A 24,092-nucleotide genomic window follows, 5' to 3' on the forward strand; every position below is an offset into this window, starting at 1 on the left:
TCGTGGTCACTTGGCGAGCACTCGGTTGCCCAGGACGAGCAGGTCAAGGCCCGAGGAGTAGTAGGTGCGGATGGCGTCTTGAGGCGTGCACACGATCGGTTCCTCGGCGAGGTTGAACGAGGTGTTGAGGACCGCACCGACGCCCGTGAGATCGCGGAATCCACTGATCAGCTGATGGAAGAGCGGGTTGGTGTCCGCACTCACGGTCTGCGGCCGTGCGGTGCCGTCGACGTGGACGGCAGCCGGAATGAGTTTCTGTGCTTCGGGCCGTACAGGGAGCGTTCGCTCCATGAACGGCACCGGGGGTTCCGATCCGAAGTAGACGGCGAAGTCCTCGGCGAGCACGGCCGGCGCGAAAGGCCGCCACGGTTCGCGGAACTTCACCGCGTCGTTCACCTGGTCCCGCATGTGCGCGCTTCGAGGGTCAGCGAGGATCGATCGGTTACCCAGGGCACGTTGGCCGAACTCCATGCAGCCCTGGAACCAGCCGACGATCTTGCCCTCGGCCAGCGCGTGGGCGGCAGCGGCGGCCGGATCCTCCACGGCCGGCGCCCGCAGCTTGGTGCGCGACAGCACCTCGTCGATCGATGCCTGGCCAAAGGAGGGACCGTAATAGTTGTGGGTCATCGCAGGACCACGTTCCGCGCCCAGCAGGACGCAGTGCGTGTAGAGCGCGGCTCCGATCGACGTACCGCTGTCGTCCGGGCAGCTTGAGATGAAGACCTGGTCGAAGGGAGTCGACGACGTGATCTTCCCGTTGAAGACGGAGTTCATGAAGCTCCCTCCGCCCAGGACAGCTCTCCTCATCCCGGTCTGCCGGTGCAGGTTCATGAGCAGGTACCGCAGTGCGTCCTCGAGCACATGCTGCACAGCCGCCGCCACGTCATGGTGCCGACTCGTGATGGCTTCGCCAGGCTGCCGTGCTGGACCGAAGCGGTCGATGAACGCGTCACTGACCGCGCCACGCGAGGGGCGAAGGTAGTAGCCGAAGTAGTTGAGGTCGATGCGGACGGTGCCGTCCTTGAAGTCGACGAGATCACGAAGGGCCTTGTAGGCGGCTGAGTCGGGATCCCCGTAGGCAGCCAGTCCCATGACCTTCCACTCGTCTCGGTCGATCCGGAAACCCAGGTACTGGGTGACAGCGCCGTACAGCAGCCCCACCGAGTGGGGGTAGGGGATGGTGTCGACCGTGGTGAAGGTGGTCCTGTCTCCGGCCGCACTCAGCGCAGTGCAGTCCTCACCCCGCCCGTCGACTGTCAGGATCGCGGCCGACTCGAAGGGGGAAAGGAAGAAGGCGTTCGCTGCGTGGGCTTCGTGGTGGTAGACGTAGTCGATCTGTAGGGGCTTGTCCGCGGTCTGGAGCACCTGGGTGGTGTGCCCCTGGTATGGCCCATCCACCAGGGTGGCGAGATTGTTCGGAATCGAGTAGAGGCCCTCTGGGTACCAACGGGCACGTCCGGAGTAGCGGCCGTCGGGCACGCTCAGATCGATCGCCGGGTTCGCGCTGACCGCGACCCGGTCGACGCCGCTCAGACCACCGGGAACGGTGGACAGACAGTAGTCGATGGCGCGGGCGGGGAACGCCCGAGTGTGCTTGCTCCGACTGAAACGCTCTTCGGGCGCCGCGGCCACGATCTGGCCGTCCTCGATCAGCGCGGCGGAGGAAATGTGCATGTCACTGGCGATACCGAGGATGCGCATCTCTCACTCTCCCGCCGGTGTGCGGCTCATGAGGTCTTCGATCAGTTGGACGGTCAGCGGGCCCATAGCGGGCGGTTGGACCAGGCGGTAGGCGGGAACTCGCGGAATGCGAAGCGCGGTCCGGTTCGCCGGGTCGGCAACGACGGCCTGTTCGGGGAAGACCGCGGCAGGGTCGGGCAGCAGGTGTCGTGCCCAGAGCGCGCGGCACTCGACATCGTTGAGCCTCTGCAGGCTCGGTGTGGCCACTCCCGGATCAAGGCGCGGTTCGATGGCCAGGCCAAGACGGCAGCGAGGCATCACTCTGCTGCCGACGGCTGCGGCCAGTTCCTGCGGCCGGACCTGGAGACGGGTTTCCTGGTCGCTCTGGGCATCGAGGTCACCAAACCGCTGCGACCATCTGCCCTTTAGGAACGCCCGCAGCGGGCCTTCTGTCAGGGCGAGCACGCTGCCCGCGCGGATCCCGGCCTGTATGGGGAAGCCAAGTGCCACGACGGGGTCGGAGTCCGTGCCGGGCACCAGGGCGATCTTGTCGTTGCTGACCAGTGCCGCCTCTGGGTGGTCCAGGGCATGCAGAAGAGTCGTCGTCTTGCCGGCCGCACGAACTCCGATCAACGCCACGCCTGTTCCCCGCAGCGCGAAGCAAGCCGCGTGGAAGAACGAGCAGCGCACGGCCAGCAGTTCCCGCAGGACGAGCGCGCGCAGGATCCGTACCACCAGCACGCACTGGTCCGAACCGGCCGGCGGCACGAGATGGACTGCTCGGCGCCGGTCATCCACCAGGCAGATCGTTTCCGAAGCAGAAGGGAGAACGACCCGCCGCAGCGGCGGAGCGAGCCGCGCGCGATGGACCGAGCGCCACAGGTTCGGAGGCAGATCATGGACGAAGAGCCGTGCCTGGGCCGGTGACTGAAGGCTTCCGAAGTAGCTCTCCGTGTACCACCGGACGTAGTCGACGATCGGCGATGGTGCATTGATCTGAACCACAGCCTCCGGAACACCGAGGTGTTCCTGTCGCCAGCCTGTGGCGCCATGGTCCGCCCAGGAGTCGAGTTCGTCGCTCGACAAGATGCCCTGCACGAAGGTCACCCCTCGACCGCGTAGGCGCCGCCCTCAACGAGGTCGGCCACGTGTTCCTCCAGCCGATCGATCCCGCTGTCCGCCACGACGCTCTTGGCCTCTGCCAGGAGTCGGTTGGACCGGTTCTTGAACGGGTCACATACCTTCGGACAGATCACGGGAAGCCTGCCCCGCAACTGTCGACGCAGCTCGCCCTCCCAAACCGTGGCGAACGACTGGTCCAGCGCGCTGCCGTAGCTGAATCCACCGGGGCGTGGGTGGTAGTTGCACGGGTACAGACAGCCGTCTGAGCCCACGGCGGCCATCAGGTCGGTGATCGAGCAGGTCGAACACGACCGGGCCATCTCGCCTGTCTGGCCGACCCTGTGAATCTCAAACAGCCGGAAGCTGTCGGTCTCCAACTCCGCGCGGATCCGCCCGATCAACCGAGCCGCGTGACGTGCCTGGTCGTGGCTCAGGGGGCGCTGCCCGGAGTTGTCCTGCTTCAAGCGCAAGCTGTCTGCGCCTGCCGCCCGGATGAGCTCGGCGGCCGTATGGACCTCGTGGAAGTTCTCCGGATACATGACGAAGGAGGTGTTGATCTCCACGTCCGATCCGGTTTCGGCTCGCCGCTGGACAAGCCGCGCGAGGTTTGCGAGGGCTCGCTCGAACATGGCCTTGCCGGCTGAACGGCCTCCGTACTTCAGCTGGGCGTAGGTCTCCGGTGTTCCCGCATCGATACTGATGTGCACATACCCGGCTGGAAGCAAAGCCTCGATGCACGCGTCGTCCATCAGCACGGCGTTGGTGAAGATCCCGTAGCGGATACCGCGCTCGGCCAGGAGTCCGAATGCCGGCATCAGGGCCTTGCGGGCGACGAGTGGTTCGCCGATCAACCCGGAGAACGACACGGCCTCCACCTTGAAGACGCCCGAGCAGTCCTCGCCGCTCTGCCGGTAAGGTGCCTCCACCTCGTAGTCGACGATGTCGCCTATGAGCTTGAGCATGTTCGCCGGCGCCGTCAGATGGTCCGGGAGTCGATCAACAGCGTCCTTGGCCGCGTCGAGCATGACCAGTTGCTCGCGCTGTTCATCCCATAGCTCGAGAGGGACATGGTCTCCAATGCACCAAGCACATCGCAGGTTGCACCCGCTGGAGGGGTGAATCAGGACTTCGTACGGCGGCACGATCGCGCCCTGCGACACTGCCGCGAAACGCGCCCAATGCCGCCGGAGCACGTCGAGCTCGTTGAAACGGCCAGGTAGATCGTGGCGAACGTACGGGGCGAGAGGATTTGACTTCAGAGCGCTGGCCATGCGTAAACCCCTGAGCGTTGTTGGCTGCTTGCTGGCGGATGGTCGCCTCGGTGTCAGAGCTGGCTGGTGAGCCACGACAAGCTAGCGGTCGGCTGACGAACGCGCATATAACCGGGGAAATACGGCTCGCGGGGACGGCGCCAGCCCGTCGGTGATCCGCGCGCTCACCCCACGCCGTTGCCAGCAGGTCACGGTTGGAGGCGTAGCGGTGTGCCCTGCCGCCCCCTCTAGGGCCCGTCTTCAAACTCGCGCCGTCCGGCCGGGACCTGCCCGCGGAGGTCGAGCTGACCGGCGTTGACTAGCTCGGCGCGCGCGGTGCTGGACGGCGGCGGTCGGCCGGCCGAGCTGCCCCTTGGTCCACGTTGCTGCCGATCCGGCGGGCGGACCGAACTGCACCGGGCAGCCGGGGTCGGTTCGTACTTCCGGGGTGCACGGAGTCGTCGTTGAAGATTGAACGTGACGTCTGAATACCGCCGGACCCGCAGGGCGTTCCGGCCTTGGATTGAGCGTGTCCAAGACCGGAACAAGGAGTTTTACGGAGATGACGATGAACGGTGCGACGGCGCTCGACGGCAAGGTGGCGCTGGTTACCGGCGGCAGCCGGGGGATCGGGGCGGCGGTCGCGCTGCGGCTGGCCGAGGACGGCGCAGACGTGGCGCTGACCTACCAGGGCTCGGCCGAGTTGGCCGAGGAGGTGGTCGCCAAGATCACCGCGATGGGGCGGAGCGGCTGGGCCGTCCGCGCGGACAGCGCAGACCCGGAAGCGGTGTGCGGCGCGGTGGCGGCGGTCGCCGAGCGGTTCACGCGGCTGGACATCCTGGTGAACAATGCGGGTGTCGGCGCCGTCGGACCAATCGAGGCGGTGACATGCGACCAGATCGACCGGGTGCTGGCGGTGAACGTTCGCGCGCCCTACCTCTACACCCAGGCGGCGCTGCAGTACCTGGTCGAGGGTGGACGGATCGTGAGCATCGGCAGCTGCATCGCCCAGCGCGTGGCCTTCCCCGGAAGCGCGCTCTACGCGACCAGCAAGGCCGCTCTGATCGGCTTCACCAAGGGCATGGCCCGGGAGCTCGGCCCGCACGGGATCACCGTCAATCTGGTCCACCCGGGCCCGATCGACACCGACATGAACCCGGGCGACGGCGATTCCGCCGACTTCCAGCGCGGCTTCACTGCGCTCGGCCGCTACGGCACGGCGGCGGAGGTCGCGGACGCCGTCTCATACCTGGCCGGCGAGAGCGCCCGATACGTCACAGGCGCGGAGCTGGCGGTGGACGGTGGTTTCGCAGTCTGAGCCCGCACGGTCCGACGCAGGCCAGGTAGACCTTGGCGCTCAGGCCGTCACGGCATCGACCCGTGATCTTGGGCAGTGGATCATGGCTGGGTGACACGTCGCCAGGAGTTGTCCGATGCCGAGTGGGACCTGCTGCGGCCTTTGCTGCCCACGGCTGCGACAGGCCGTCCCCGGTTGGACGACCGTATGGTCCTGAACGGCATCGTGTGGAAGTTCCGCACCGGGGTTGCCTGGCGGGACGTACCCGAGCGGTACGGGTCCTGGGCCACCCTGCACACCCGCTTCCGCCGGTGGGCCAAGGACGGCACCTTCGAGCGGATGCTGCAAGCCGCGCAGGCGAAGGCGGACGCAGCCGGCGACATCGACTGGGTCGCCTCGGTCGACTCCACCATTGTCCGAGCCCACCAGCATGCCGCCGGAGCCCGAAAGGGGGCTCCGCGACCAGGCTCTCGGCCGCTCGCGCGGCGGGCTGACCAGCAAGCTCCACCTGGCGGTCGACGGACTCGGCCGCCCGCTCGGCCTGGTCCTGACCGGCGGCAACGTCAACGACTGCACGCGGTTCACCGCTGTGATGGGCGCCATCCGGGTGCCCCGGTCGGGTCCGGGACGGCCCCGGACCCGACCCGCTCATGTCATCGGCGACAAAGGCTACAGTTCGAAGGCGATCCGCGCCTGGCTTCGGCAGCACAACATCGCCCACACGATTCCCGAACGAGCGGACCAGATCGCCAACCGCCTCCGACGCGGCCGCTCCGGCGGGCGCCCGCCCGCATTCGACAAGCAGATCTACAAACGCCGTAACGTCGTCGAACGCTGCTTCAACAGGCTGAAGCAATGGCGAGGCATCGCAACTCGCTACGACAAGACCGCCGAGTGCTACCAGGCAGCCGTCACCCTCGCCTCACTTCTCATGTGGGCGTAGCCCTTTGACGACACTCCCTAAGCCGTGTCTGACAACCATAAGATCGCTGGTGACGTAGCCAGAGAGGTGGGTCTGGTCCGGCTTGGCAGAGCGTGGCGAGTCGAGCTGTGCTGTCGAGCGTTGGAGCGATCCGCGCGAGATGCAACCAGCCCGGCAGCCAAGTGCGTGATCGCAGTACCCTGGCTCGGTGGAAATCGGGAGCTTCAACATTGACGCTATTCACGACGGCACTGGGGTGGAGGCGGCCGGAGAGATCCTGTCGCGGCCTGGCGTTCCGGACGCTCTGAGCTGTCATCGTCACCATTTCGGCGAGAACGGCCGCTGGGAGTTTCCCGTCGGCGGGTTCCTCATCCGCGGCGAGAACAAAACCATCCTCGTAGATGCGGGAGTCGGCCCGCAGAACGACGGGGCTTACACAGGAGGCGGTCTTCTGGCCAGCCTGCGAAATCTGGGCGTAGAGCCTGGCGACGTCACCGACGTGGTGTTCACCCACCTGCACTTCGACCACATAGGCTGGGCTTCCGTAAACGGCTCGGTGCCTTTCGCCAACGCGCGCTACCACCTGCACCAGGATGACTGGGGACACTTCGCCGAAGGGCCGCACCGCATTAATACGGCCGTGGAAAAGTTCGCGCCAGCGCACAATCGCATGGAAACTTTCGCAAGCGATTTCTCGCTGTCGCCCGGGGTCGAGGTGCAGCATGTGCCCGGACACACGCCTGGTTCCAGCATCATCAGTGTCACGTCGAACGGTCAGCGGGCGCTTCTTATCGGTGACGTGGCCCACTCCACCATCCAATTCGAGGAGCGTGACTGGACCGTCATCTGGGATGTAGACCCCGTCGCTGCTTCCGTCGTGCGCAACCGGATCGCAGATGCCGCAGCGAACACCGACGAACTCATCGTCGCCGCGCACTTCCCAGGAATGCGATTCGGCCATGTGGTCGCGCAGGACGGCACACGGAAGTTCGTCGCGGTCTGATACCAGAGCGCGGGCACCGTTGCCCCCGGGTAGCGGACACCGTCTGGGCTGGTGTTGGCGTACTGGCAGTGATCACGATGGAGTTTCTCGAAGCCAGAAGATGAGTGAGGCGAGTTCGAGTCCGGCTCGGTACCGGGTGGCGATCTTGTCGAAGCGGGTGGCGACGGCGCGGAACTGTTTGAGTCGGTTGAAGCAGCGTTCCACGACGTTGCGGTGCTTGTACGCCTCAGCGTCGAAAGCGGGCGGGCGGCCCCCGCGGGAGCCCCGGTGGAGCCAGTTGGCCTACTGGTCCCGCCGTTCCGGGATGGTGGCAGCGACGCCGTGGCGCCTGCACCACGCGCGGATGGCGCGGGACGAGTACGCCTTGTCACCCAGGACCGGCCGGGTGCGGGGCCGTCCCTTCCCCACGCGCGGGATGCGGACCGCGTCCATGACCGCCTCGAACACGGGGCGTCGTTGACGTTGCCCGGCGTGAGGACCAGGGCGAGTGGGAGGCCGCGGCCGTCGACGGCCAGGTGGACCTTGGTCGTCAGTCCGCCCCGGGACCGGCCGAGGGCCTGCCGCGCCGCCGAGCGTTCCGAATCCGCCAGTTCGTCCCCGCCGGACGCCCCTTTTTACGGGCGCCGGCGGCGTGCTGATGGGCGCGGTTGATCGTGGAGTCGACCGAAACGGTCCACTCGACCCCACCGACCGCGTCGTCGCGGACCTGGACATGCTCCAGCAGCTTCGCCCAAGTCCCGTCCGCCTCCCAGCGGGCAAAGCGCTCGTAGACCGTCTGCCACGGCCCGTACCGTTCCGGCAAGTCCCGCCATGGCGCACCCGTACGCAGCCGCCACAGCACCGAGCCTTGAGGCACTGCTGGCAGGGCTGATGGCGTTCCTCCCAGATCACGGGAGAGATATCACGACCGTGATGTGCAAAGTTCGCCCACTGGAAGCAGGGTTGGTCGGGAAGGCGGCAGCCCACAGGCAATCGACTCGTCCCGAAGCACGTCGTTCCAACGCCACCCGCCGGCCCGTAGCGCACGACAGAGGCACACTGCGCCGCCCATGAGCACCGCCCCCTGAGTACCACTCGATGCGCCTTGGACGCGAGGCGGTTTCTTGCGTCTACCGCCAGTTTGCACAACCACTCAGCGACTGCACCTCCGCAGCCGCAGGATCCCCAGGCCACTCGCTTGCCGAGAGGTCCCGATGAGAGGAGTGCCGAGTGACCAAGACCGCGAAGAGTACGAAGGCCAAGAAGGAGGGCGGCGGGACCAGCGTCGGCCTGCTGGTCGCCGTCGAGCAGCTCGCCGTGGCCCACGACCGTAGCGAGGCGGAGCGGTCCGACATCACCAGCTCGCAGAACAGCGCGGGCGATGACGGTGACAACCGGGACCTGAACCTTCCCAGGGAGTAGGAGACACCATGGAGCACCGGCTCGTCACAGGTATCGAGAAGGCACTTGGCTGGGGCGGGCCGGCGCCCGTGGGCACCGCGTTCACTCGCGGGCACCTCGCCGATCCGGACCTCATCACCCGGCTGATGACCCCGAACCGGCTGCTGGAAACCATCCGGCACCGCCACCTCGCCAACCCCCAGCTCCGCTGCTACGCCGAGGGAGACGAGGTACACCCCTCGCTCTTCCTGTCCACCAACGTCAACAGGCGCAGGCAGGTCGTCAGCCAGGCCGACATGGCGGCCCTCGGCCGAATCCTCAACGGCGGCGGCACCGTGGTCCTGGACCACGTCGACTCCTTCGACCCGACGCTGGAAGTCGCCTGCCGCGCTCTGGGCTGGTGGTCCGGCGAGCTGGCCTCCGCCAACGCCTACCTGGCCGTTGGCGACACAGATGGCTTCAACCTGCACTGGGACGACCACGACGTGATCGCGGTCCAGCTCTCCGGCGAAAAGTCCTGGGAGGTTCGAGGCCCCTCCCGCCCAGCACCCATGTACCGCGACGCCGAACGCAACCTCACTCCGTCGGAGGAGGTGCTCTGGAAGGGCACCATGCAGGCCGGCGACGTCATGCACATACCCCGCGGCTTCTGGCACACCGCAACGAGGATCGGCTCCGGCGACGACGGTCACTCCCTCCACGTGACCTTCGGCCTGACCAAGCGCACCGGCGTGACCTGGGCCAACTTCCTGTCCGACGCCGCGCGCGCCGACGAGGTCTTCCGTACGGACCTGGAGCCCAGCAACGACGCAGTCGACGGAGACGTGCTCGCAGCGAAGCTTTCCGACCTCGCCCGCGAGTACGACCCCAGGCGGTACCTCGCGGAACTGCGCGCGAACACGCCGCCCGCTCGGCACATGCCCCACATCCCGGTGTTCGGCCCGCTCGAATACGTCGCCGCTGTCACCGAGTTCGAACCGGTCATCACGCCCTGCGCCGACACGGTCCACGTGGTCGGCGGCGGCAAGCGCCTCACCTTCCACGGCCGCGCCGAACCCGGACTCCGCAGCCTCCTGTCCGGGCACCCGGTGCGCCTCACCGACGACGACCAAGACCTCACCACGCTCGCCGAGCACCTGATCCAGGAGGGCCTGTGCGCACCGCTGACCGCCGAATCGCTCTCGGCCTATACCGGACTGGTCACACCCGACACCTTCTAGAGGGTGCGCTGGCGCAAGGTGTCAGGGACCTCGACACCGCGTTCAACTACCACCAGTTCGACTCCCACCGTGTCCTCGCGGAGGTCGCCGACGACCTGCTCTCCTCCTTCACCATCTCCACCAAGGTCGGCTACTTTCCCGACGGCCACAGCCTCAGCCCAGCGCGGCTTCGCGCAGCGGTCGAGCAGTCGGCGGAGGATCTCGGCCGCACTCCGGACACGGTGCTCCTGCACAACCCCGAGTCCTCGGTCGCCGGCCTTGCCAACGCGTGCGTCGTGCTCCGGGATATGCGGGAGGCGGGATTCTGCAAGAACTGGGGTCTCTCCACCTGGGATCCCCGAAGACTTCTTGAGGCCGACTGGGAGATCCCGCGCCCGGACGTGACCATGGTCCGCGCTGGCCTCACGGTCTCCGCCGGGATCCTCGATGCGGTGGACGAACTCGTGGACCGTACGCAGATCACAGAACTGTGGGGCATGGCCCCCTTCGCCGGGAACGCCGCTGACCCGATATGGCAGACCGTCGACACCTCCACGTTCCTCGCCTCGGGCCAGCACGGCAGCACACTCCAGGCAGGTGTCGCCGCAGCGTTCGCTGTCCCCGGGGTGACCCGCCTCGCCGTCGGCACCTCCCACGTCAGCCACCTCACTGAGGTGGTCGACGGCTCCCGACTTGAGGTCAACCGCGAGGCAGTGACTGCCTATCGGGAGTTGCTACGTGAGAGGGCTACTGTGAGCGCAGGAGCCCCGTCCAGGAAGGACCGATAGTGCAAGCCAACTTGGATGACCTCTCCACTGTTCAGCTCGACGATGTCCTCGACGGCGTCGAGCGGCGGCTCGGTCGACAACTCAAGCGGCAGGACGGCCACTTCAGCCAGTTCAACGGAACTGCAGGATTCCGAACTGACGAAGGGACCTGGGTCCGGCTGGCCTGGCGCCGTACGAGTGAGATCGATGCTCAGGCGTGGACGGGCTTCGAGGCTGCGTCCGCCATCGAAGGAGTGCCACGTCCTGAGTGGTCTGGAGCGGCCCTCTGGACCGACGAGACACGCGGCGTGGTGTGGCGCGCAGACGAGATGACGCTCGTGGAGGATGGAGCCCTCTCAGTCACGGGCGACATCACCGCGGATCCCGGGCTGCCCGAGCAGTGGTGGACCGACCTGCGCACCGCTCTCACCAACCTCGCAGAACACTCCACTGACCGAGTGTCCATGGGCCAAACCCACCTGTCGCGACGAATCCACGAGGTCTACGGCGAGGGCCTCGACACTACGATCACCGACTGGGCCTGTGCCCACGGCGACCTTGGGTACGCCAACCTCTGCGGCCCCCGCCTGTCGCTCATCGACTGGGAGAACTGGGGAATGGGTCCGGTGGGATGGGATGCCGCCTGCCTGTGGTCCGCGTCCCTGACCGTGCCGGCTCTCGCAGAGCGCGTGCAGTCCCTGTTCTCGGACATCCTGTCCACGCGCAGCGGCAAACTGTCACGGCTGCTGCTGTGCGCCAACGTCGAGCGCGCCTACCGACGAACAGGCGTGAAGGCCCCGTTGACCGACTTCATGGCCACAATCGCCGAGTCGCTCTTGTGTGAACTGCGATAGCCCCGACAGTCACGGCAGCTGTAGTTCTGGTCATGGCTGGTCCTGGAGAGCGTGTCGGCGCTGGTGGCAGGCTTGTGCGACGGCTTGATGGTGGCGGCGCCAGGCCATCCAGTGCAGGACGTGTTCCGCGTCCCGCACTGGTGGTGTGAGGACGAACGCCCGGAGGAGTCGGACGAGTTCGGGAAAGTTCAGCGGGATGAGACGGACCGGTCCGGCGGGTCGGCCGTGGTCGTGACGGCGGCGGTCAGGGCGAGGACGGCGGATGTGGCAAGGGAGAACAGCGACCAGCGCGTCCGGGAGTACCAGCAGGTCCTTCATCCAGGCCGGTGAAGGTCTTGCCGAGTTGGAAGGTCTCCGCGATCCGCCAACGTCGGCAGATCACCTCCGACCGGCTGGGCGAGGGTGACATCTTCGGGCGACCAGCAGCGGAACAAGGAGGTCTCGCCGGGGTACCGGTGCCAACGAGCGACCAGGACGCTGGTGTCGTAATCCTTGTGTCCGTTGGGGGTGTCGTCCGAACGGACATCGAGCCAGGCCCAGTCGTACTCGCGGGTGCCCTTCGTTCCGTGACCGGTCTGGATGCGCATCCACTGATGCGGCAGCACCTTGTTGATCATCTGGCGGGCCTTCCCGCTGCGGCCGACTCCGTCCGTGCCCGTGCATGGGGGACGCGCCGACCGCGTAACCGGGCCCGAACCCGCATATGGCCTGGCGGAGTTCACGGCCGCAGTACACATCGTCGCCGGTGAGCCAGCGTGCCCGGACGCCCAGCTCGAGCGCGTTTTTGACCATGGCGGCGGTCTGCTGCAGCTTCGTCGCGAACATGATCTCCTCCGGGACACCGGCGGGGCGCGGTCGATCACTACCCGCACCGACTCGGTCACTGCGGCCAAGTGCACGGCGACCTGGCACAGTCCGACGCCTTTGATCGCGCCGCAGCTGCCGTGACGGACTCCGGACACTTCCCGTGCTGTTTCCGCCGTGTGCGCGCCGTCAGGGCCGATCGGCCCTCAACACCACATCTGTACATGGGAGATGCCTGGTCACGGCCTCCTGTACCACCCTTCGGGAATCGTGCGTGACTTGCGGTGGTGTATCGGCTCTGCAATCCCTTCAGCGTGCACCACGGCCGGGGATACGGTCTGAAACATGACAGACACATGGCGTTGGGGCGTTGCGGACGAGCCGGAAAGCAGGACGAGCCCGGAGGAAGAGGCGCTCTTACGCGCCGCTGCCGAACGGGGTGACGCGTTCGCGAGCTGGCGACTGGGCAGAGCACTGTTGCGTATGGACTCTTGTGCACAAGAGGCTCAGCACTGGCTCAGGGTTGCGGCCGACGCCGGGCAGCAAGATGCTCGCATGGTCCTGGCCTGGCTCGACGCCGGAAGGAAATACTGCAGCTCCGACACCAGGCCCGAGATCGACTGGTGGTTCCGGAACATCGGTGCGTCCTGGAACCGATTCTCCAATGTTGTCGTGTTTCCTGCACGCTGGATGCCCGAGGAGGAGGACCTGGAGAACTCGCTGTTGCGTGACCTCGTCGCGGTCGGCGACGCCCAATCCGCTCGGTACCTCGCCATCTCCGCAAGCCGGTCGGGTGACCATGAGGCTGAGGCGGAATGGTGGGCGAGGGCGGCCGAACTGGGTGATGAGGTCTCAGCCCTGATGCAGGGAAGAGCACTCGAGAAGCTGGGCAAGTTCGAAGAGGCGGAGGCCGTCTACCATCGGGCCGCGGCCAGGGGAGAACCCAGTGCCCAGTACCAGTTGCGCGAAATCCTTCGGCGACAGGGCAAACCGGTCCCGGAACATCTGAGATCCATTGAGGACCCCCCGCCGGTGCAGCGGAGTGGTACGACACAGACAGTCGTAGTGACAGCGATCATCACCACGGCGGTCGTGCCGTTCGTCCAGGCACTCGCCTCCAAGGCAGCGGAGCACGCCTACGAGACGGCCCGTACTTTGACCCGTCGGCTGCTGCTCCGGGAGGACCGGGCTGCGGCGCCGCCCTCTGGCGGACCGGTCATCTATGTGCTGGAGGATTCGCAGTCCGGCACTCGATTTGAGCTGCGGTCCGGCCGTCTCAGCGATGAAGCGTTACTCGGGCTGACTCTGGTTGACCTCGAAGCCCTCGCTGCCCCAGACCCATCGGGCCGGACGGTCACGATCCGTTGGGAGGACTCCGTAGGGGTGTGGCGGCGACACGTGCAGGACAACCGTTCACGGACTACAGGGTAGTTTCGCGCATTCAGCCCGGGGCCCCTGTCTCCGCACCGGGCCACGAGGACGCGGAGACGATCTGCGGCTGAGTGAAGGAGACCCGGCCGCAGGTGCAGACACCTCGACGGCGCTCAGGGCCTGGCTCGTCCTCGAGTACGAGCCAGGCTTCTCGATGTCGCCGTCTACCTCCCGGACCTGGGCCCGCCGGGGCGCATCCCCGTCATCCGGGTCCGCGGCCGGTCCCGCCGCCGCATTTTGATCGCCGCTCTTGAACGCCGTCGGCGGGCGCGATCGGGTGGCATCCCCAGGGGCCGGGGAGCTGGATACGACTCCCGGGCTCCGCCATGTTCCGGGGCGTGGCCGCACGACCGGTTCGGTTGGATCAGGCGGTCGGATCCACCGCGTAGGCGTAGCGGAAGTCGTGGTACTCGCCGACCGTCCACATCACCTTCTCGGACCCGTGATAGCTGAGATCCTCCGGGCCGGTGGACAGGAGGCTCTGCCGTACGGGCGATCCGCCACCGGGCTTCCAGGACATCAGTTGTCCACGCCTGGTCCGGCCGGCGCTGACGGAGAGGTAGTAGGTCCCGTTGACGCCGGCTGCCCCCTGCATCTGGCGCCGGCCGACCTCATGCACCTCGTTGGCCACCATGCTGCCCGTCTCGTCCGTCCAGCCCGGCGACAGCGGCCAGCGGACCAGCTTGGGTTTCCTGCTGCGGTTGGGTCGTCCCCGGAAGTCACTGTTGTAGGTGATGGTTCCGTCCTGGTCGTATTCGCAGACCAGGAGACTGTGGGGAGAGGCCGTCCGGTCGACCGACACCGCGGAGAAGCGCAGCCTGAGGCCGGCGTTGTCGAGCGCGCCCACCTGGGGGAGGACGTACTTGTACCCGTAGGAGTAGTAGTCCCCGGCGTCCCCGTTCCCGTGGAGTCCGACCCACTGCGGCCGGTCGTCCCTGGCCACCAGGATGGTGCCGAGGTCGAAGACGCGCAGGCCGTTGTACGTGTCCGCGACGTACAGACAGCCGTTGTACGCGGCGATGCCGCCCGCGTGGATGCGGACAGGGCCGTATGTGTAGAGGCCGTTGGCAGTCCTGTACGGCTCGACGAGCAGAACGTGGCGGTATCGCGGTGTTCCGCCGGGGCTCCAGTCGACGAAGCTGACCCGCAGCCCTTGGTCCTGCGCACCGCCGAGGTCGTACCAGGAGACGTACAGAGTGGAACCCATCCCGACGTTGTCGTACGCGGTGGTGACCCCCTGCGGGCGCCATCCCGCCGCCGACTGGTCATGGTCGACATCCCAGTTGAAACCGTAGGCGTATCGCTCGGCGATGTTGGCCCGCCCCTCGGCCGGATCGACCAGTCCTCCGGTTCGGTTGGCGTCCGCGAGCACGCGCTCCTCCGACACCTTCGGAAGGATCCGCGCCAAGCCGGCGATCGCTTCCCTGTACAGGGTGCGGCCGGGGCCCCGGGTTGTGTGCAGTCGTCGGCTGAACCGGTAGTCGCTCGCTTGCTGCGCCGTCGCAGGGGTGGACAGGGCAACGGTTGCGGTGACCGAAGCCAAGGGCGCGGCGGCCAATCCCGTCAACAGCGATCTGCGTGAAATGCTCATGACGGGAAGGGTATGGATGGAATCCGAACGTCAGTAGATGCCGGAGAGACGGGTTACGGCCATTCCCGGGGCCGGCGGCAGGGCCGCCCCGGCGCCCCCTATGGGGCGCGCCGCGGGGGCGGGGGCGAAGCAGGGGGAGCGGGTGGTCACGTGGGTGCGGCCCGGGCGCGAGGCGAACGAGTACACACCTTGCGGGGAGCTTCGCGGTTTCGCCGGTCGGACGGTCCGCTGTTTCCTAGCGTTAGCGCCGGGTGATCGGCCGACACCGGCGCGTTGTGCGCGTCCTGGTGGCGTTTGCAGGCGGAGCGAGCCGTGTCCCTCGGTGGGGTGAGGGAGTTGGGCGGACCGGCCGGTGGGTGGCGGAGGTGAGCGGGCGATGAGCGAGTCGGTGCGGGAGCTGAAGGAGACGGCTGAGGCGGGATCGCCGGGTACGGAGGCGGCGCCAGGACCTTCCCCATAGCCGGGGACGGGGATCTCGCGGGTGTTCGGGCGACAGATGAAGCTGTGCCGGTTGCGGGCGGGCCTGGAACGGCCGGAGGTCGGTGCGCAGACGGGCTACTCGCCGTCCACCATCGGTTGATGCCGCCGTGCTCAACGACGTAGGGAATGTTCTCCAGATCAAGCTCGATCATGGCGAACACCGAGCATCGCGTCACGCCCCCACCCAGGGCGCACTGCCCGTCGACGCTCGCCCGCCCACCGGTCTGTGAGCGCAGAAACTTATGCTGGACCGTCGCTTCGTCGTCGTCCGCGACGACCACGGAGGACGGCTCGCGGACGCGCCCGCGCTGACCTTCCCGCCGAAAGTTGGGAAGAATCGGCAGTAGAACAGCTCCGGAACCCTGGCGCCGACAGCCCGCCCCTCCGAGTTTCCGGCATCGACGCGCCTTCAGGCAGCTTGGTACTCCGCTCCTGCTCGTGCACCGCCTATTGGACGGGGCTTGGCCAGCGCCGAAGGGGCGTTGCCCGTGCATCTGGCCATCGTCTGCTCAACTAGCACTTCACGACGCGGTGTCTCCATCGTCGTGATCACCTCTACTGAGGACGGTACTTCGAGTTCGAACCAGATCGTTTTCCCCGCCACGCAGGGCTGCGATCCCCAATCTGTTGCCAGTGCAGCGACGAGGAAGAGACCGCGCCCGTGGTCGTCCATGGGCAGAGCTTGAGAGAGAGCCGCCGGTGTGGGATCGATATCAGTGACTTCCACACGGAGCCGCTCTCCGGTCCACCGTACGCACACCACGCACGCAGCCTTCGTGTACGTGACCGAGTTCGCGACCAGTTCTCCGGTAAGCAGCTTCAAGTCGTGGGTCAATTCCTCGCCCAGACCCAGCCCAAGCCGCCGAGCACGGTCCGCGACGCGGTCCCGTGCTGCCGGCACCGCCTCGACCAGAGGCGGAACGGTGAACGCGTAGGGCGATCCTTCGAACGGGCGCGACATAGCTGGAACCTCTCAACGGGCAGGAGCTAGGGCGTCAACGCGATCTCCTAAGTGAGCGATCGCTCGCCGACCTCACCGGGCAGCCCCGCAGGGCAACCGGGAGATCCGGTAACGCCCGGCGCTGTCGGATGACCACCATGAGCCACAGACCACCCGACTCGCTATTCCTCCGGTGATATCACCGTCGCGATGCCAATGAGACTGCGCCAACCACTCCACGGATGCGCTGGCGAAGGCGTTGCTGTCCAGCACGGTGGCCAGCTGGCGGGACACAGAAAGTGATTGTCACACCTCGCGCAGGGGAAGCATTACACCCTCTTCCCCGTCCGGCCGTTTCAACAGAATGTGCCAATTCTCTAAACGGCCAACTGGTAGGACGCAGCCGAGGCCTCAGATCGCAGAAGGTTCTGGCACAAATTCCGTGACGACGATCACCCGGGTTCTGCCACGGTGACGTACCGTCATCTGGGACCGTGGTGCGGTGTAATGACCTCATAGGTGTGCTGTTTCCGCACTTCGACGCGGTTCTGGTGGAGCGGGTGTTCACAGAGTGCGGTGTGGTGCACATCGTGGCGAGAACCCTCGATGGCAGTGCTTCATGCCCGGACTGTGAGCTTCCGTCGGGTCGTGTGCACAGCTGCTACGAGCGTCGGCTGGCCGATACTCCGGTCGGCGACCAGCCGGTTGTGATCGAGCTGACCGTGCGCCGGCTGTACTGCGATAACGCCCGGTGCGAGCGTCGCACATTCGCAGAGCAGGTCGAGGGGCTGACTTTCCGGTACGGGAGACGGACGTCTGCTTCGCGCAGAGTCCTGGAGGCCGTGGCCGTTGCGCTCGCCGGCCGGGCGGGAGCCCGGCTAGCCGTGATGCTACACAGCACGGTCAGCCGTACGACGCTGCTGCGGCTGCTGATGGCGATTCCTGACCCCTACTGGGAAGTGCCCAAGGTGCTCGGGGTCGATGATTTCGCGACCCGCCGCGGGCAGCATTACGGGACCGTGCTCATCGACTGCGAGACCCGCAAGCCGCTCGGCCTGCTGCCAGGACGGGACGCCGGGACCCTGGCTACATGGCTGCGTGAGCATCCTGGAATCGAAGTGATCTGCCGAGATCGTGCCGGCTCCTACGCTGAAGGAGCCCGCATCGGGGCCCCGCAGGCAATTCAGGTCGCTGACCGCTTTCACCTGTGGCAGAACCTCGGCACCGCGGTGGAACAAGTCGTGCGTCAGCACATCGGATGCCTGCGGTCACCCAGTTCCGGTCCCGGTGACCTGCCGGACCTGGAACCGCCGCCAGCACAGGAAATGTCACCGTTCGAAGCCCGTATCCGTGAACGTCACGCCCTCGTCCACGGGCTCCTCGACCAAGGCCACGGCATCCGGGAGATCGCCCGCGAATTACACATGGGCGGGAACACGGTCCGACGATGCGCCCGCGCGGCAACCCCAGAGCAGTTGCTTGGCAGCCGACGGCAACCACGGCCCAGCCAGCTCGACCCTTACAAGTCCCACCTGGACAAACGCTGGGCGGAAGGATTCACCAACGCGATCGAGCTCCACTCCGAGCTCCAGGCCCTCGGCTACCGCGGCAGCTATCAGATCATCAGCGACTACCTGCGGCCACGACGCCGACGCCGCATCCGCGTCGTCGGGACCGCGCCGCCAGGGGTCCGGCAAGTCACGGGGTGGATCATGCGTCACCCCGACCGACTCTCGCAGAGTGAAGGTAGGCAGCTGACCGAAGTCTTCACCCGCTGCCCCGAACTCACGGCAGCCCACCGTCTCGTCCGCAGCTTCGCCGAGATCCTCTCCACCCGCACCGGCCAGCATCTGAAGGACTGGGTCGTCAGCGTGCAAGCCGAGGAGCTTCCCGGCCTCCGCTCTTTCGCCACCGGCCTGGAGAAGGACTGGGACGCCGTCGTCCAGGGCCTGACCAGTCACTGGAACTCCGGCCCGGTCGAAGGCCGGGTCAACCACATCAAGATGGTCAAACGCCAAATGTTCGGTCGCGCCAAACTCCCGCTCCTCCGCAAACGGGTACTTCTCACCGCCGCCCGCTGACGGCCCTGTTCAGGCAGGATGAAGCCGTCGAAGTGCATACTCCGACGGCCAGCAGAGGGCTCGAACAACCGCGTTGGTGACGACGAAATACCCCGGGCTCACCCAACCGTCCTTTTTACTCACGAGCCCCGGACCGTCCTCGCGGTAGTAGCGACGCAACAGGCGGCGGCGCAACGGAGTACCAGCCACCAACAGGACTGGAGCGACGATGACTGCACCGACCGTCACGGCGAGCCGGACTGCCTGGACCCCGGCGACATTCTCTATCCGCATCGCTCCAGTCTGCCGACCAGAAGAGACCCGTCCACCGCTCTCACGGAATGTGTGCCAGAACCTCGCAGAAGCCGGATCGTCGGTTGAGCGAGAGCCACCTCAATTCCTGATCGAGTCCGCGTGAAGTTCCGTTGAAGCCGGAGCCTCGCATCCAGCGGTCCGTCCCTCCATCCGCCATCGCGTGTGATCTCGCGGAGCCAAAGGCACAACCCCCATGAAGTCGACTCCATGTAGACAGGGCCAAGGGCGGGTGCAGATAGGAAGGTGAACAGGAACGCCGCCTGAGGAGCTTCCCTATGACACTTGCGGACGATCGATTCACGGCAGATCATTCCGAAGTGGCAGCCACAGAGGCACCCGTACTTTTCATTTCGCATCGCCCCTCCGCCCTCACGACAGGGACATTGCTCCCCTGCCCCCTCCAAGAGCCCCCGGCCGCCAAGCACGGAGCCAGCATCCTTTATTCGTATCGCAGCCTCATCCGCCAGGACAGTCCGTACGAGCCCACAGGATTCTGGCGACCCGTCACGCCGCTCCGTCGGAAGGGCCTCGGCGATCGCCTGGTCGACCAACCGGTCTCGCGACGTGATCGCCCACACCGCATCGGAAGCCGTGCGATCGACTCGCAACTCTGCCACTGCGCTCTCACGCAGTTTCGCCTCGTCCATTCAGCCGCCTCACTCGCCTTGCCGCTTTCCGCCGGATTGAAACTTTTCCAGCGATACTCGGCTTGCATAGGCCGGAGTTGCGCGGTAATGGGCTCACGTGGGCGATCCGCCCGTCGGCGCATCACCCACGTGAGTCTTCCGCTATAGCGTGTCCGTCGGACTCTTCTCGGGGCCATGCAGGAAACCAGGTACCCAGCGAACCGGTGCGCTGGCCGGGAAGAGGGTTACCCGGACGCCGAAGTCGATCAGAATCTCCTTGCGGGCCTGCACATCGGGAGCACCGAACCAGCGGTCGGCGACGGTCTCACCCGTCGGCCGCCGGACCATGCCGGGTGCTCGCTGGGGCTCAGCCTCGAGAGCAGTCAGCTCACGACCCAACGCGGCGTACCGATCCCGGAACCAAGCGGCGTCGTCCGGTGAGTCGTAGAGCCCGGCCTCACGGTCGGCTCGAAGTCGTTCGCGGCTGGCCCGTGTCTCCGCTATCCGCTCGGGGATACCGTTGCCCGGGTCGTACACCGTCTCGTAGATCAGCCCGTCTCCCAGTTCACGGAGAAACCATTCCTCGACGTACGAGTCGAGGAGGTGGGCGTTGATGAGCGGTGCAGGACGGCAGTGCTGGGCGTGCCGCCAACCCTTGTTCCGGGCTGTACAGGTATAGCGCGGAGGCACATCCTTCGACGTCTGGGTGTACAAGCGCGTGTGGCACTGTCCGCACAGGGAGACATGCGTCAGCAGGTAGTCACGGTTCGAGTGGCGCGTCCAAGGAACCTTCCGGTCGAGTACGGCTTTCTTCAGCGCCTCATGCGTCGCTCGGTCCCACAGTCCTTCGCAGAGCCTTATGGGGTTGCCGTCCCTCCCAAGAACCGGCTTGTTCCGGTGCATCAGGTAGCCGAGCGTGGCCTCCGACAGGAGGATGTTCTTCAGGCTCTGTGGGGACCATGGCCGAGCCCCGGCCGACTTGCCGTACATCACGGCCAAATGGTCTGCGGGCGACAGTTCTCCAGCACGGTTGAGACGGGCAGCCTCACTACTGGTGGTGACATTGTCGGGATCGGCCACAATGCGACGGGCGACCTCGCGTATCACTTCGGAGGCATGCGGGTGCAGTTCGACATGGTCGATCTTGCCTCCCATCACCTTCCGCACGTACTGGAAGCCGTAGGACGGCTTGCCCTTGGGACGGCCGGCCGCACGGGTCTTGATCGTCGCATCGCGGTTCCGACGCTGGATCGCGCGGAGTTCCATCTGCGCGCCCCACGCTTCCATGGTGAAGCGGTTCTCATCAGCGGGGTCATCAAGATCCCAGGCGCCGTCGTGCCCGTACGTGACGAGCATCTTCTTCTCGTCCCGCATCTTGTATCCGGTGTTCAGGCAGTCGACGACGTTGCGGCCGAGCCGGTCCACCGCTGCCGCCACCAAGCCGTCGTAAGGTCCCCTCTCATCGCGGAGCCAGGGGCCGAGCTTCGGGCGTGTCACAGGGTCGGTGGCGCCCGAGACCTCCCAGTCGTCCGCCCAGCCGATAATGTGCGCGCCGACCGAGGCGGCGGCAGTGAGCACGTTCTCCCGCTGACGCTCGGGGGACGACGTCGCCAGCTTCACGCGCGACAGCCGCCTCACTCCGAGCAGACATTTGCCGCATCCGTCATAGGGGCGTTCGATCACACTTGGGTCCGTACCGCGCAAGTTTCTCTCCGTTCGCGCACGCATGGTACGGAGATTTGGCGGCACGGCCTCGGCGAGTGATCTTGGTCAGCCGAGGAAGCTCAGACGAACCTGACGGTTGTCTTTAGAGATGTTCGTGTCCACCAGGCACACCGACTGCCATGTCCCCAACTCCAGGCGTCCACGGATGACCGGCAGGGTCGCATGGGGAGGGACGAGGGCCGGAAGGACGTGGTCGCGGCCGTGGCCGGGACTGCCGTGGCGGTGCTGCCAGCGGTCGTCCGCCGGGAGCAGTGTGTGGAGGGTCGCGAGGAGGTCGTCGTCGCTGCCGGCGCCCGTCTCGATGATCGCCACGCCGGCCGTGGCGTGCGGCACGAAGACGTTGAGGAGTCCGTCCCGGCCGCCCGCCGTCTCACGGAGGAAAGCCTCGCAGTCTCGGGTGAGATCCACGACCGCCTCCACCGAGCCGGAGACGACGTTCAGGACACGGGTGCTGAAGGCATCGGACATGGCTCCATCCTCACGCATCCGCCGCTGTCCGCGCCCGAAGGATCGCCTGTCCAGCGGTACGGAGCGTCCATGCGCGAGACACCGTCGACCGGACCTGGCTCCACTGGCCGGGGTCGGCCCGTTCCGGCCGGGTCCCTGGGCGCTCGGGAAGATGCACGGCTACGGCGGGGTTGGTGGAAACGTGAACGACATCGAGGTGCGAGAAGTCGAGGTAGTGGTCGTAGGCGCCGGGCAGGCCGGTCTGTCCAGCGCCTACCACTTGCGGCGCACGGGTTTCGAGCCGGATCGCGACTTCCTGGTACTCGACCACGCCCCCGGCCCGGGCGGCGCCTGGCAGTTCCGCTGGCCCTCGCTGACGTACGGCAAGGTGCACGGGATGCATGCGCTGCCGGGCATGGAGTTGGCGGACGCGGATCCAGGACGGCCGTCGTCCGAGGTCGTCGCCGAGTACTTCGACGCTTATGAGCACACCTTCGACCTGCGCGTGCGCCGACCGGTCGATGTACGGGCCGTGCGCGAGGGCGTCGACGGGCGGTTGCTCGTCGAGACGTCCACGGGGACGTGGTCGACACGGGCGCTGATCAATGCCACGGGCACCTGGGGGCGGCCGTTCTGGCCGCACTACCCCGGCCAGGAAACCTTCCGGGGACGGCAGTTGCACACGGCCCAGTACCCCGGGCCCCAGGAGTTCGCGGGGCAGCGGGTGGTCGTCGTCGGTGGTGGTGCGTCCGGCACCCAACATCTGATGGAGATCGCCCCGTACGCCGCCGCGACCACGTGGGTGACCCGACAGCCGCCGGTCTTCCGTGAGGGTCCGTTCACCGAGGAGGTGGGGCGAGCCGCCGTAGCACTTGTTGAGGAGCGGGTACGGATGGGGCTGCCACCGCGGAGCGTGGTGTCCGTCACCGGGCTGCCCGTCAACGACGCGGTGCGGCAGGCCATCACGGACGGCGTACTGGACCGGCAGCCGATGTTCGACCGGATCGTGCCGGACGGGGTGGCGTGGGACGACGGACACCGCATCGAAGCCGACGTGATCCTTTGGGCGACGGGCTTCCGGGCCGTGATCGACCATCTCGCCCCACTGCGGCTGCGCGAACCGGGCGGCGGCATCCGGGTCGAGGGCACGCGGGTGGTCTCCGACCCTCGGATCCATCTGGTCGGATACGGCCCGTCGGCCAGCACGATCGGCGCCAACCGGGCAGGCCGCGCAGCCGTGCGGGACATCAGGCGGCTGCTGGCGGGAGAACCGGCCGCCGTCGCGTGAGATCCGGCGATGGCGGTCGCCGCCATGGAACATTCCCGGTGCGTTCGCCCACCGTGCGCGCTCAGGGCGACGGCGACCCGCTGCGCCGTAGCCGGTTGAACTCGGCCACGTTCCGCTGCTGCTCCTCGTAGCTTCCCGTGAAACGGGTGTCACCCGGCTTGACCGTGACGAAGTACAGCCAGTCGCCCGGTGTCGGGTTGAGCACGGCCCGCATCGCCTCCTCGCCCGGGTTGGCGATCGGTGTCGGCGGCAGACCCATGCGGCGATACGAGTTGTAGAGGCTGTCGATTCTCGTGTCGGCCGTGGTGGTGTTCAGTGTGAAGCGGTTCATCGCGTAGTTGAGGGTGGAGTCCATCTGCAGCGGCATGCCCCGTTCCAAGCGGTTGAAGACGACCCGGGCGACCTTCCGCATGTCGGCCTGGGTCGCCGCCTCGGCCTGCACGATGCTCGCGACGGTGACGGCCTGGTAACCGTTCATCGCGCTGCGCTGGGCGCCCGCGGCGACCGTGACACCGCTGAACCTCTTGTTCGCGGTGTCCACCATGTATTGCAGCAGGGACTCCGGAGTCGCCTTCTCGTCGATGGGATACGTGGCCGGGAAGAGATAGCCCTCCGGGTTGCCCTGCGCACCTCTCGGCAGCTTGAGATGGGCCTTGGCCAGGGACTTCTTCGTGGCGCCCGGCGGCAGCCGGAGGGCCTTGTCGACGGCCGCGTAGACCTGGCCGGCGCGCCAGCCCTCCGGGATGACGAGGAACGCCCGGGCTCCCTCGCGGCTCTGCAGGATCATGAGCGGCACCGCCACGGCGGTGACCGCCACGCCGGCTCCGGCCGCGACCAGGGCGGCCCAGCCCCGGCGCGTGAGTCGAGACCGCTTCCGTGGTGGAGTGTTCATCTGCATGCGGGCACGGTAA

20 protein-coding genes and 2 pseudogenes are annotated in these 24,092 nt (G+C 66.8%); 12 read left to right on the forward strand and 10 right to left on the reverse strand.

What is annotated here, in order from left to right; translation table 11 throughout:
* Positions 1-6 precede the first annotated feature (6 nt).
* From ACWDEX_RS05390 to ACWDEX_RS05400, 3 genes are read right to left on the reverse strand one after another with little or no spacing between them, the layout of a single operon-like run.
* Positions 7-1,701 (reverse strand): carbamoyltransferase family protein, encoded by a 1,695-nt coding sequence (locus ACWDEX_RS05390; RefSeq protein ID WP_450461859.1) that lies wholly within the window; start codon positions 1,699-1,701, stop codon positions 7-9.
* Between the two features lie 3 nt (positions 1,702-1,704).
* Entirely contained in the window at positions 1,705-2,778 is a 1,074-nt protein-coding gene (locus ACWDEX_RS05395; protein ID WP_450461861.1) for a hypothetical protein, read from the reverse strand.
* Positions 2,779-2,783: 5 nt separating this feature from the next.
* On the reverse strand, positions 2,784-4,148 hold the full coding sequence (locus ACWDEX_RS05400; protein WP_450461862.1) for a radical SAM protein: 1,365 nt from the start codon (positions 4,146-4,148) through the stop codon (positions 2,784-2,786).
* Positions 4,149-4,614: 466 nt separating this feature from the next.
* Here ACWDEX_RS05400 and ACWDEX_RS05405 point away from each other — a divergent pair, with 466 nt between their 5' ends.
* From ACWDEX_RS05405 to ACWDEX_RS05415, 3 genes are all read left to right on the forward strand, one after another.
* Positions 4,615-5,370 carry an SDR family NAD(P)-dependent oxidoreductase gene (locus ACWDEX_RS05405; RefSeq protein WP_450461863.1) on the forward strand — a complete coding sequence of 252 codons (756 nt, stop codon included), beginning with the start codon at positions 4,615-4,617 and terminating at the stop codon, positions 5,368-5,370.
* A gap of 90 nt (positions 5,371-5,460) precedes the next feature.
* Positions 5,461-6,292 (forward strand): IS5 family transposase gene (locus tag ACWDEX_RS05410; RefSeq protein ID WP_450461864.1). Its coding sequence is split into 2 segments (ribosomal slippage): positions 5,461-5,813 and positions 5,812-6,292, totalling 834 coding nucleotides; the frame shifts between segments, so codons are not numbered across the junction.
* A 187-nt stretch (positions 6,293-6,479) separates the two neighbouring features.
* Positions 6,480-7,274 carry an MBL fold metallo-hydrolase gene (locus ACWDEX_RS05415; RefSeq protein ID WP_450461865.1) on the forward strand — a complete coding sequence of 265 codons (795 nt, stop codon included), beginning with the start codon at positions 6,480-6,482 and terminating at the stop codon, positions 7,272-7,274.
* A gap of 72 nt (positions 7,275-7,346) precedes the next feature.
* Here the strand turns inward: ACWDEX_RS05415 and ACWDEX_RS05420 are convergent.
* Positions 7,347-8,115: pseudogene (locus ACWDEX_RS05420) on the reverse strand (IS5 family transposase); the annotation flags it as partial.
* Between the two features lie 368 nt (positions 8,116-8,483).
* On the opposite strand from ACWDEX_RS05420, the gene ACWDEX_RS05425 reads away from it, so the two are divergent.
* The 5 genes from ACWDEX_RS05425 to ACWDEX_RS05445 are packed head-to-tail and all read left to right on the forward strand — an operon-like array spanning position 8,484 to position 11,804.
* On the forward strand, positions 8,484-8,675 hold the full coding sequence (locus tag ACWDEX_RS05425; RefSeq protein ID WP_450461866.1) for a hypothetical protein: 192 nt from the start codon (positions 8,484-8,486) through the stop codon (positions 8,673-8,675).
* 8 nt (positions 8,676-8,683) lie between these two features.
* The gene (locus ACWDEX_RS05430; protein WP_450461867.1) at positions 8,684-9,874 is read left to right on the forward strand and encodes a JmjC domain-containing protein; all 1,191 of its coding nucleotides are present in this window, start codon (positions 8,684-8,686) and stop codon (positions 9,872-9,874) included.
* Positions 9,808-10,641 (forward strand): aldo/keto reductase, encoded by an 834-nt coding sequence (locus ACWDEX_RS05435; RefSeq protein WP_450461868.1) that lies wholly within the window; start codon positions 9,808-9,810, stop codon positions 10,639-10,641. Before ACWDEX_RS05430 ends, ACWDEX_RS05435 begins: the two co-directional genes overlap by 67 nt.
* On the forward strand, positions 10,641-11,474 hold the full coding sequence (locus ACWDEX_RS05440) for an aminoglycoside phosphotransferase (RefSeq protein WP_450461869.1): 834 nt from the start codon (positions 10,641-10,643) through the stop codon (positions 11,472-11,474). Before ACWDEX_RS05435 ends, ACWDEX_RS05440 begins: the two co-directional genes overlap by 1 nt.
* Before the next feature lie 51 nt (positions 11,475-11,525).
* Complete coding sequence (locus ACWDEX_RS05445; protein ID WP_450461870.1) at positions 11,526-11,804, forward strand: hypothetical protein; 279 nt, start codon at positions 11,526-11,528, stop codon at positions 11,802-11,804.
* Here ACWDEX_RS05445 and ACWDEX_RS05450 read toward each other — a convergent pair.
* The gene (locus tag ACWDEX_RS05450) at positions 11,789-12,091 is read right to left on the reverse strand and encodes a hypothetical protein (protein WP_450461871.1); all 303 of its coding nucleotides are present in this window, start codon (positions 12,089-12,091) and stop codon (positions 11,789-11,791) included. The two genes, ACWDEX_RS05445 and ACWDEX_RS05450, sit on opposite strands and share 16 nt — an antisense overlap.
* 532 nt (positions 12,092-12,623) lie before the next feature.
* On the opposite strand from ACWDEX_RS05450, the gene ACWDEX_RS05455 reads away from it, so the two are divergent.
* Together ACWDEX_RS05455 and ACWDEX_RS05460 are read left to right on the forward strand one after the other, a co-directional pair.
* Positions 12,624-13,709 carry a hypothetical protein gene (locus ACWDEX_RS05455; protein WP_450461872.1) on the forward strand — a complete coding sequence of 362 codons (1,086 nt, stop codon included), beginning with the start codon at positions 12,624-12,626 and terminating at the stop codon, positions 13,707-13,709.
* A 109-nt stretch (positions 13,710-13,818) separates the two neighbouring features.
* Positions 13,819-13,961: pseudogene (locus ACWDEX_RS05460) on the forward strand (IS630 family transposase); the annotation flags it as partial.
* A gap of 112 nt (positions 13,962-14,073) precedes the next feature.
* On the opposite strand, the gene ACWDEX_RS05465 reads toward ACWDEX_RS05460, so the two are convergent.
* Complete coding sequence (locus ACWDEX_RS05465; protein WP_450461873.1) at positions 14,074-15,300, reverse strand: hypothetical protein; 1,227 nt, start codon at positions 15,298-15,300, stop codon at positions 14,074-14,076.
* Between the two features lie 889 nt (positions 15,301-16,189).
* Positions 16,190-16,741, reverse strand: coding sequence for an ATP-binding protein (locus tag ACWDEX_RS05470; RefSeq protein ID WP_450461874.1), 552 nt, complete (start codon positions 16,739-16,741; stop codon positions 16,190-16,192).
* 476 nt (positions 16,742-17,217) lie between these two features.
* Here ACWDEX_RS05470 and ACWDEX_RS05475 point away from each other — a divergent pair, with 476 nt between their 5' ends.
* Positions 17,218-18,801: an ISL3 family transposase gene (locus ACWDEX_RS05475; RefSeq protein WP_450461909.1), complete on the forward strand. Its 1,584-nt coding sequence runs from the start codon at positions 17,218-17,220 to the stop codon at positions 18,799-18,801.
* Positions 18,802-19,883: 1,082 nt separating this feature from the next.
* On the opposite strand, the gene ACWDEX_RS05480 is transcribed toward ACWDEX_RS05475, so the two are convergent.
* Positions 19,884-21,341, reverse strand: coding sequence for a recombinase family protein (locus ACWDEX_RS05480; RefSeq protein WP_450461875.1), 1,458 nt, complete (start codon positions 21,339-21,341; stop codon positions 19,884-19,886).
* A gap of 150 nt (positions 21,342-21,491) precedes the next feature.
* Positions 21,492-21,914: a secondary thiamine-phosphate synthase enzyme YjbQ gene (locus ACWDEX_RS05485; protein WP_450461876.1), complete on the reverse strand. Its 423-nt coding sequence runs from the start codon at positions 21,912-21,914 to the stop codon at positions 21,492-21,494.
* Positions 21,915-22,095: 181 nt separating this feature from the next.
* On the opposite strand from ACWDEX_RS05485, the gene ACWDEX_RS05490 reads away from it, so the two are divergent.
* Entirely contained in the window at positions 22,096-23,181 is a 1,086-nt protein-coding gene (locus ACWDEX_RS05490) for an NAD(P)-binding domain-containing protein (protein WP_450461877.1), read from the forward strand.
* Between the two features lie 61 nt (positions 23,182-23,242).
* Here ACWDEX_RS05490 and mltG read toward each other — a convergent pair whose 3' ends face one another.
* The gene (gene mltG, locus ACWDEX_RS05495) at positions 23,243-24,079 is read right to left on the reverse strand and encodes an endolytic transglycosylase MltG (protein WP_450461878.1); all 837 of its coding nucleotides are present in this window, start codon (positions 24,077-24,079) and stop codon (positions 23,243-23,245) included.
* Positions 24,080-24,092 lie beyond the last annotated feature (13 nt).

It is taken from the genome of Streptomyces sp. NPDC001020 (assembly GCF_053599115.1).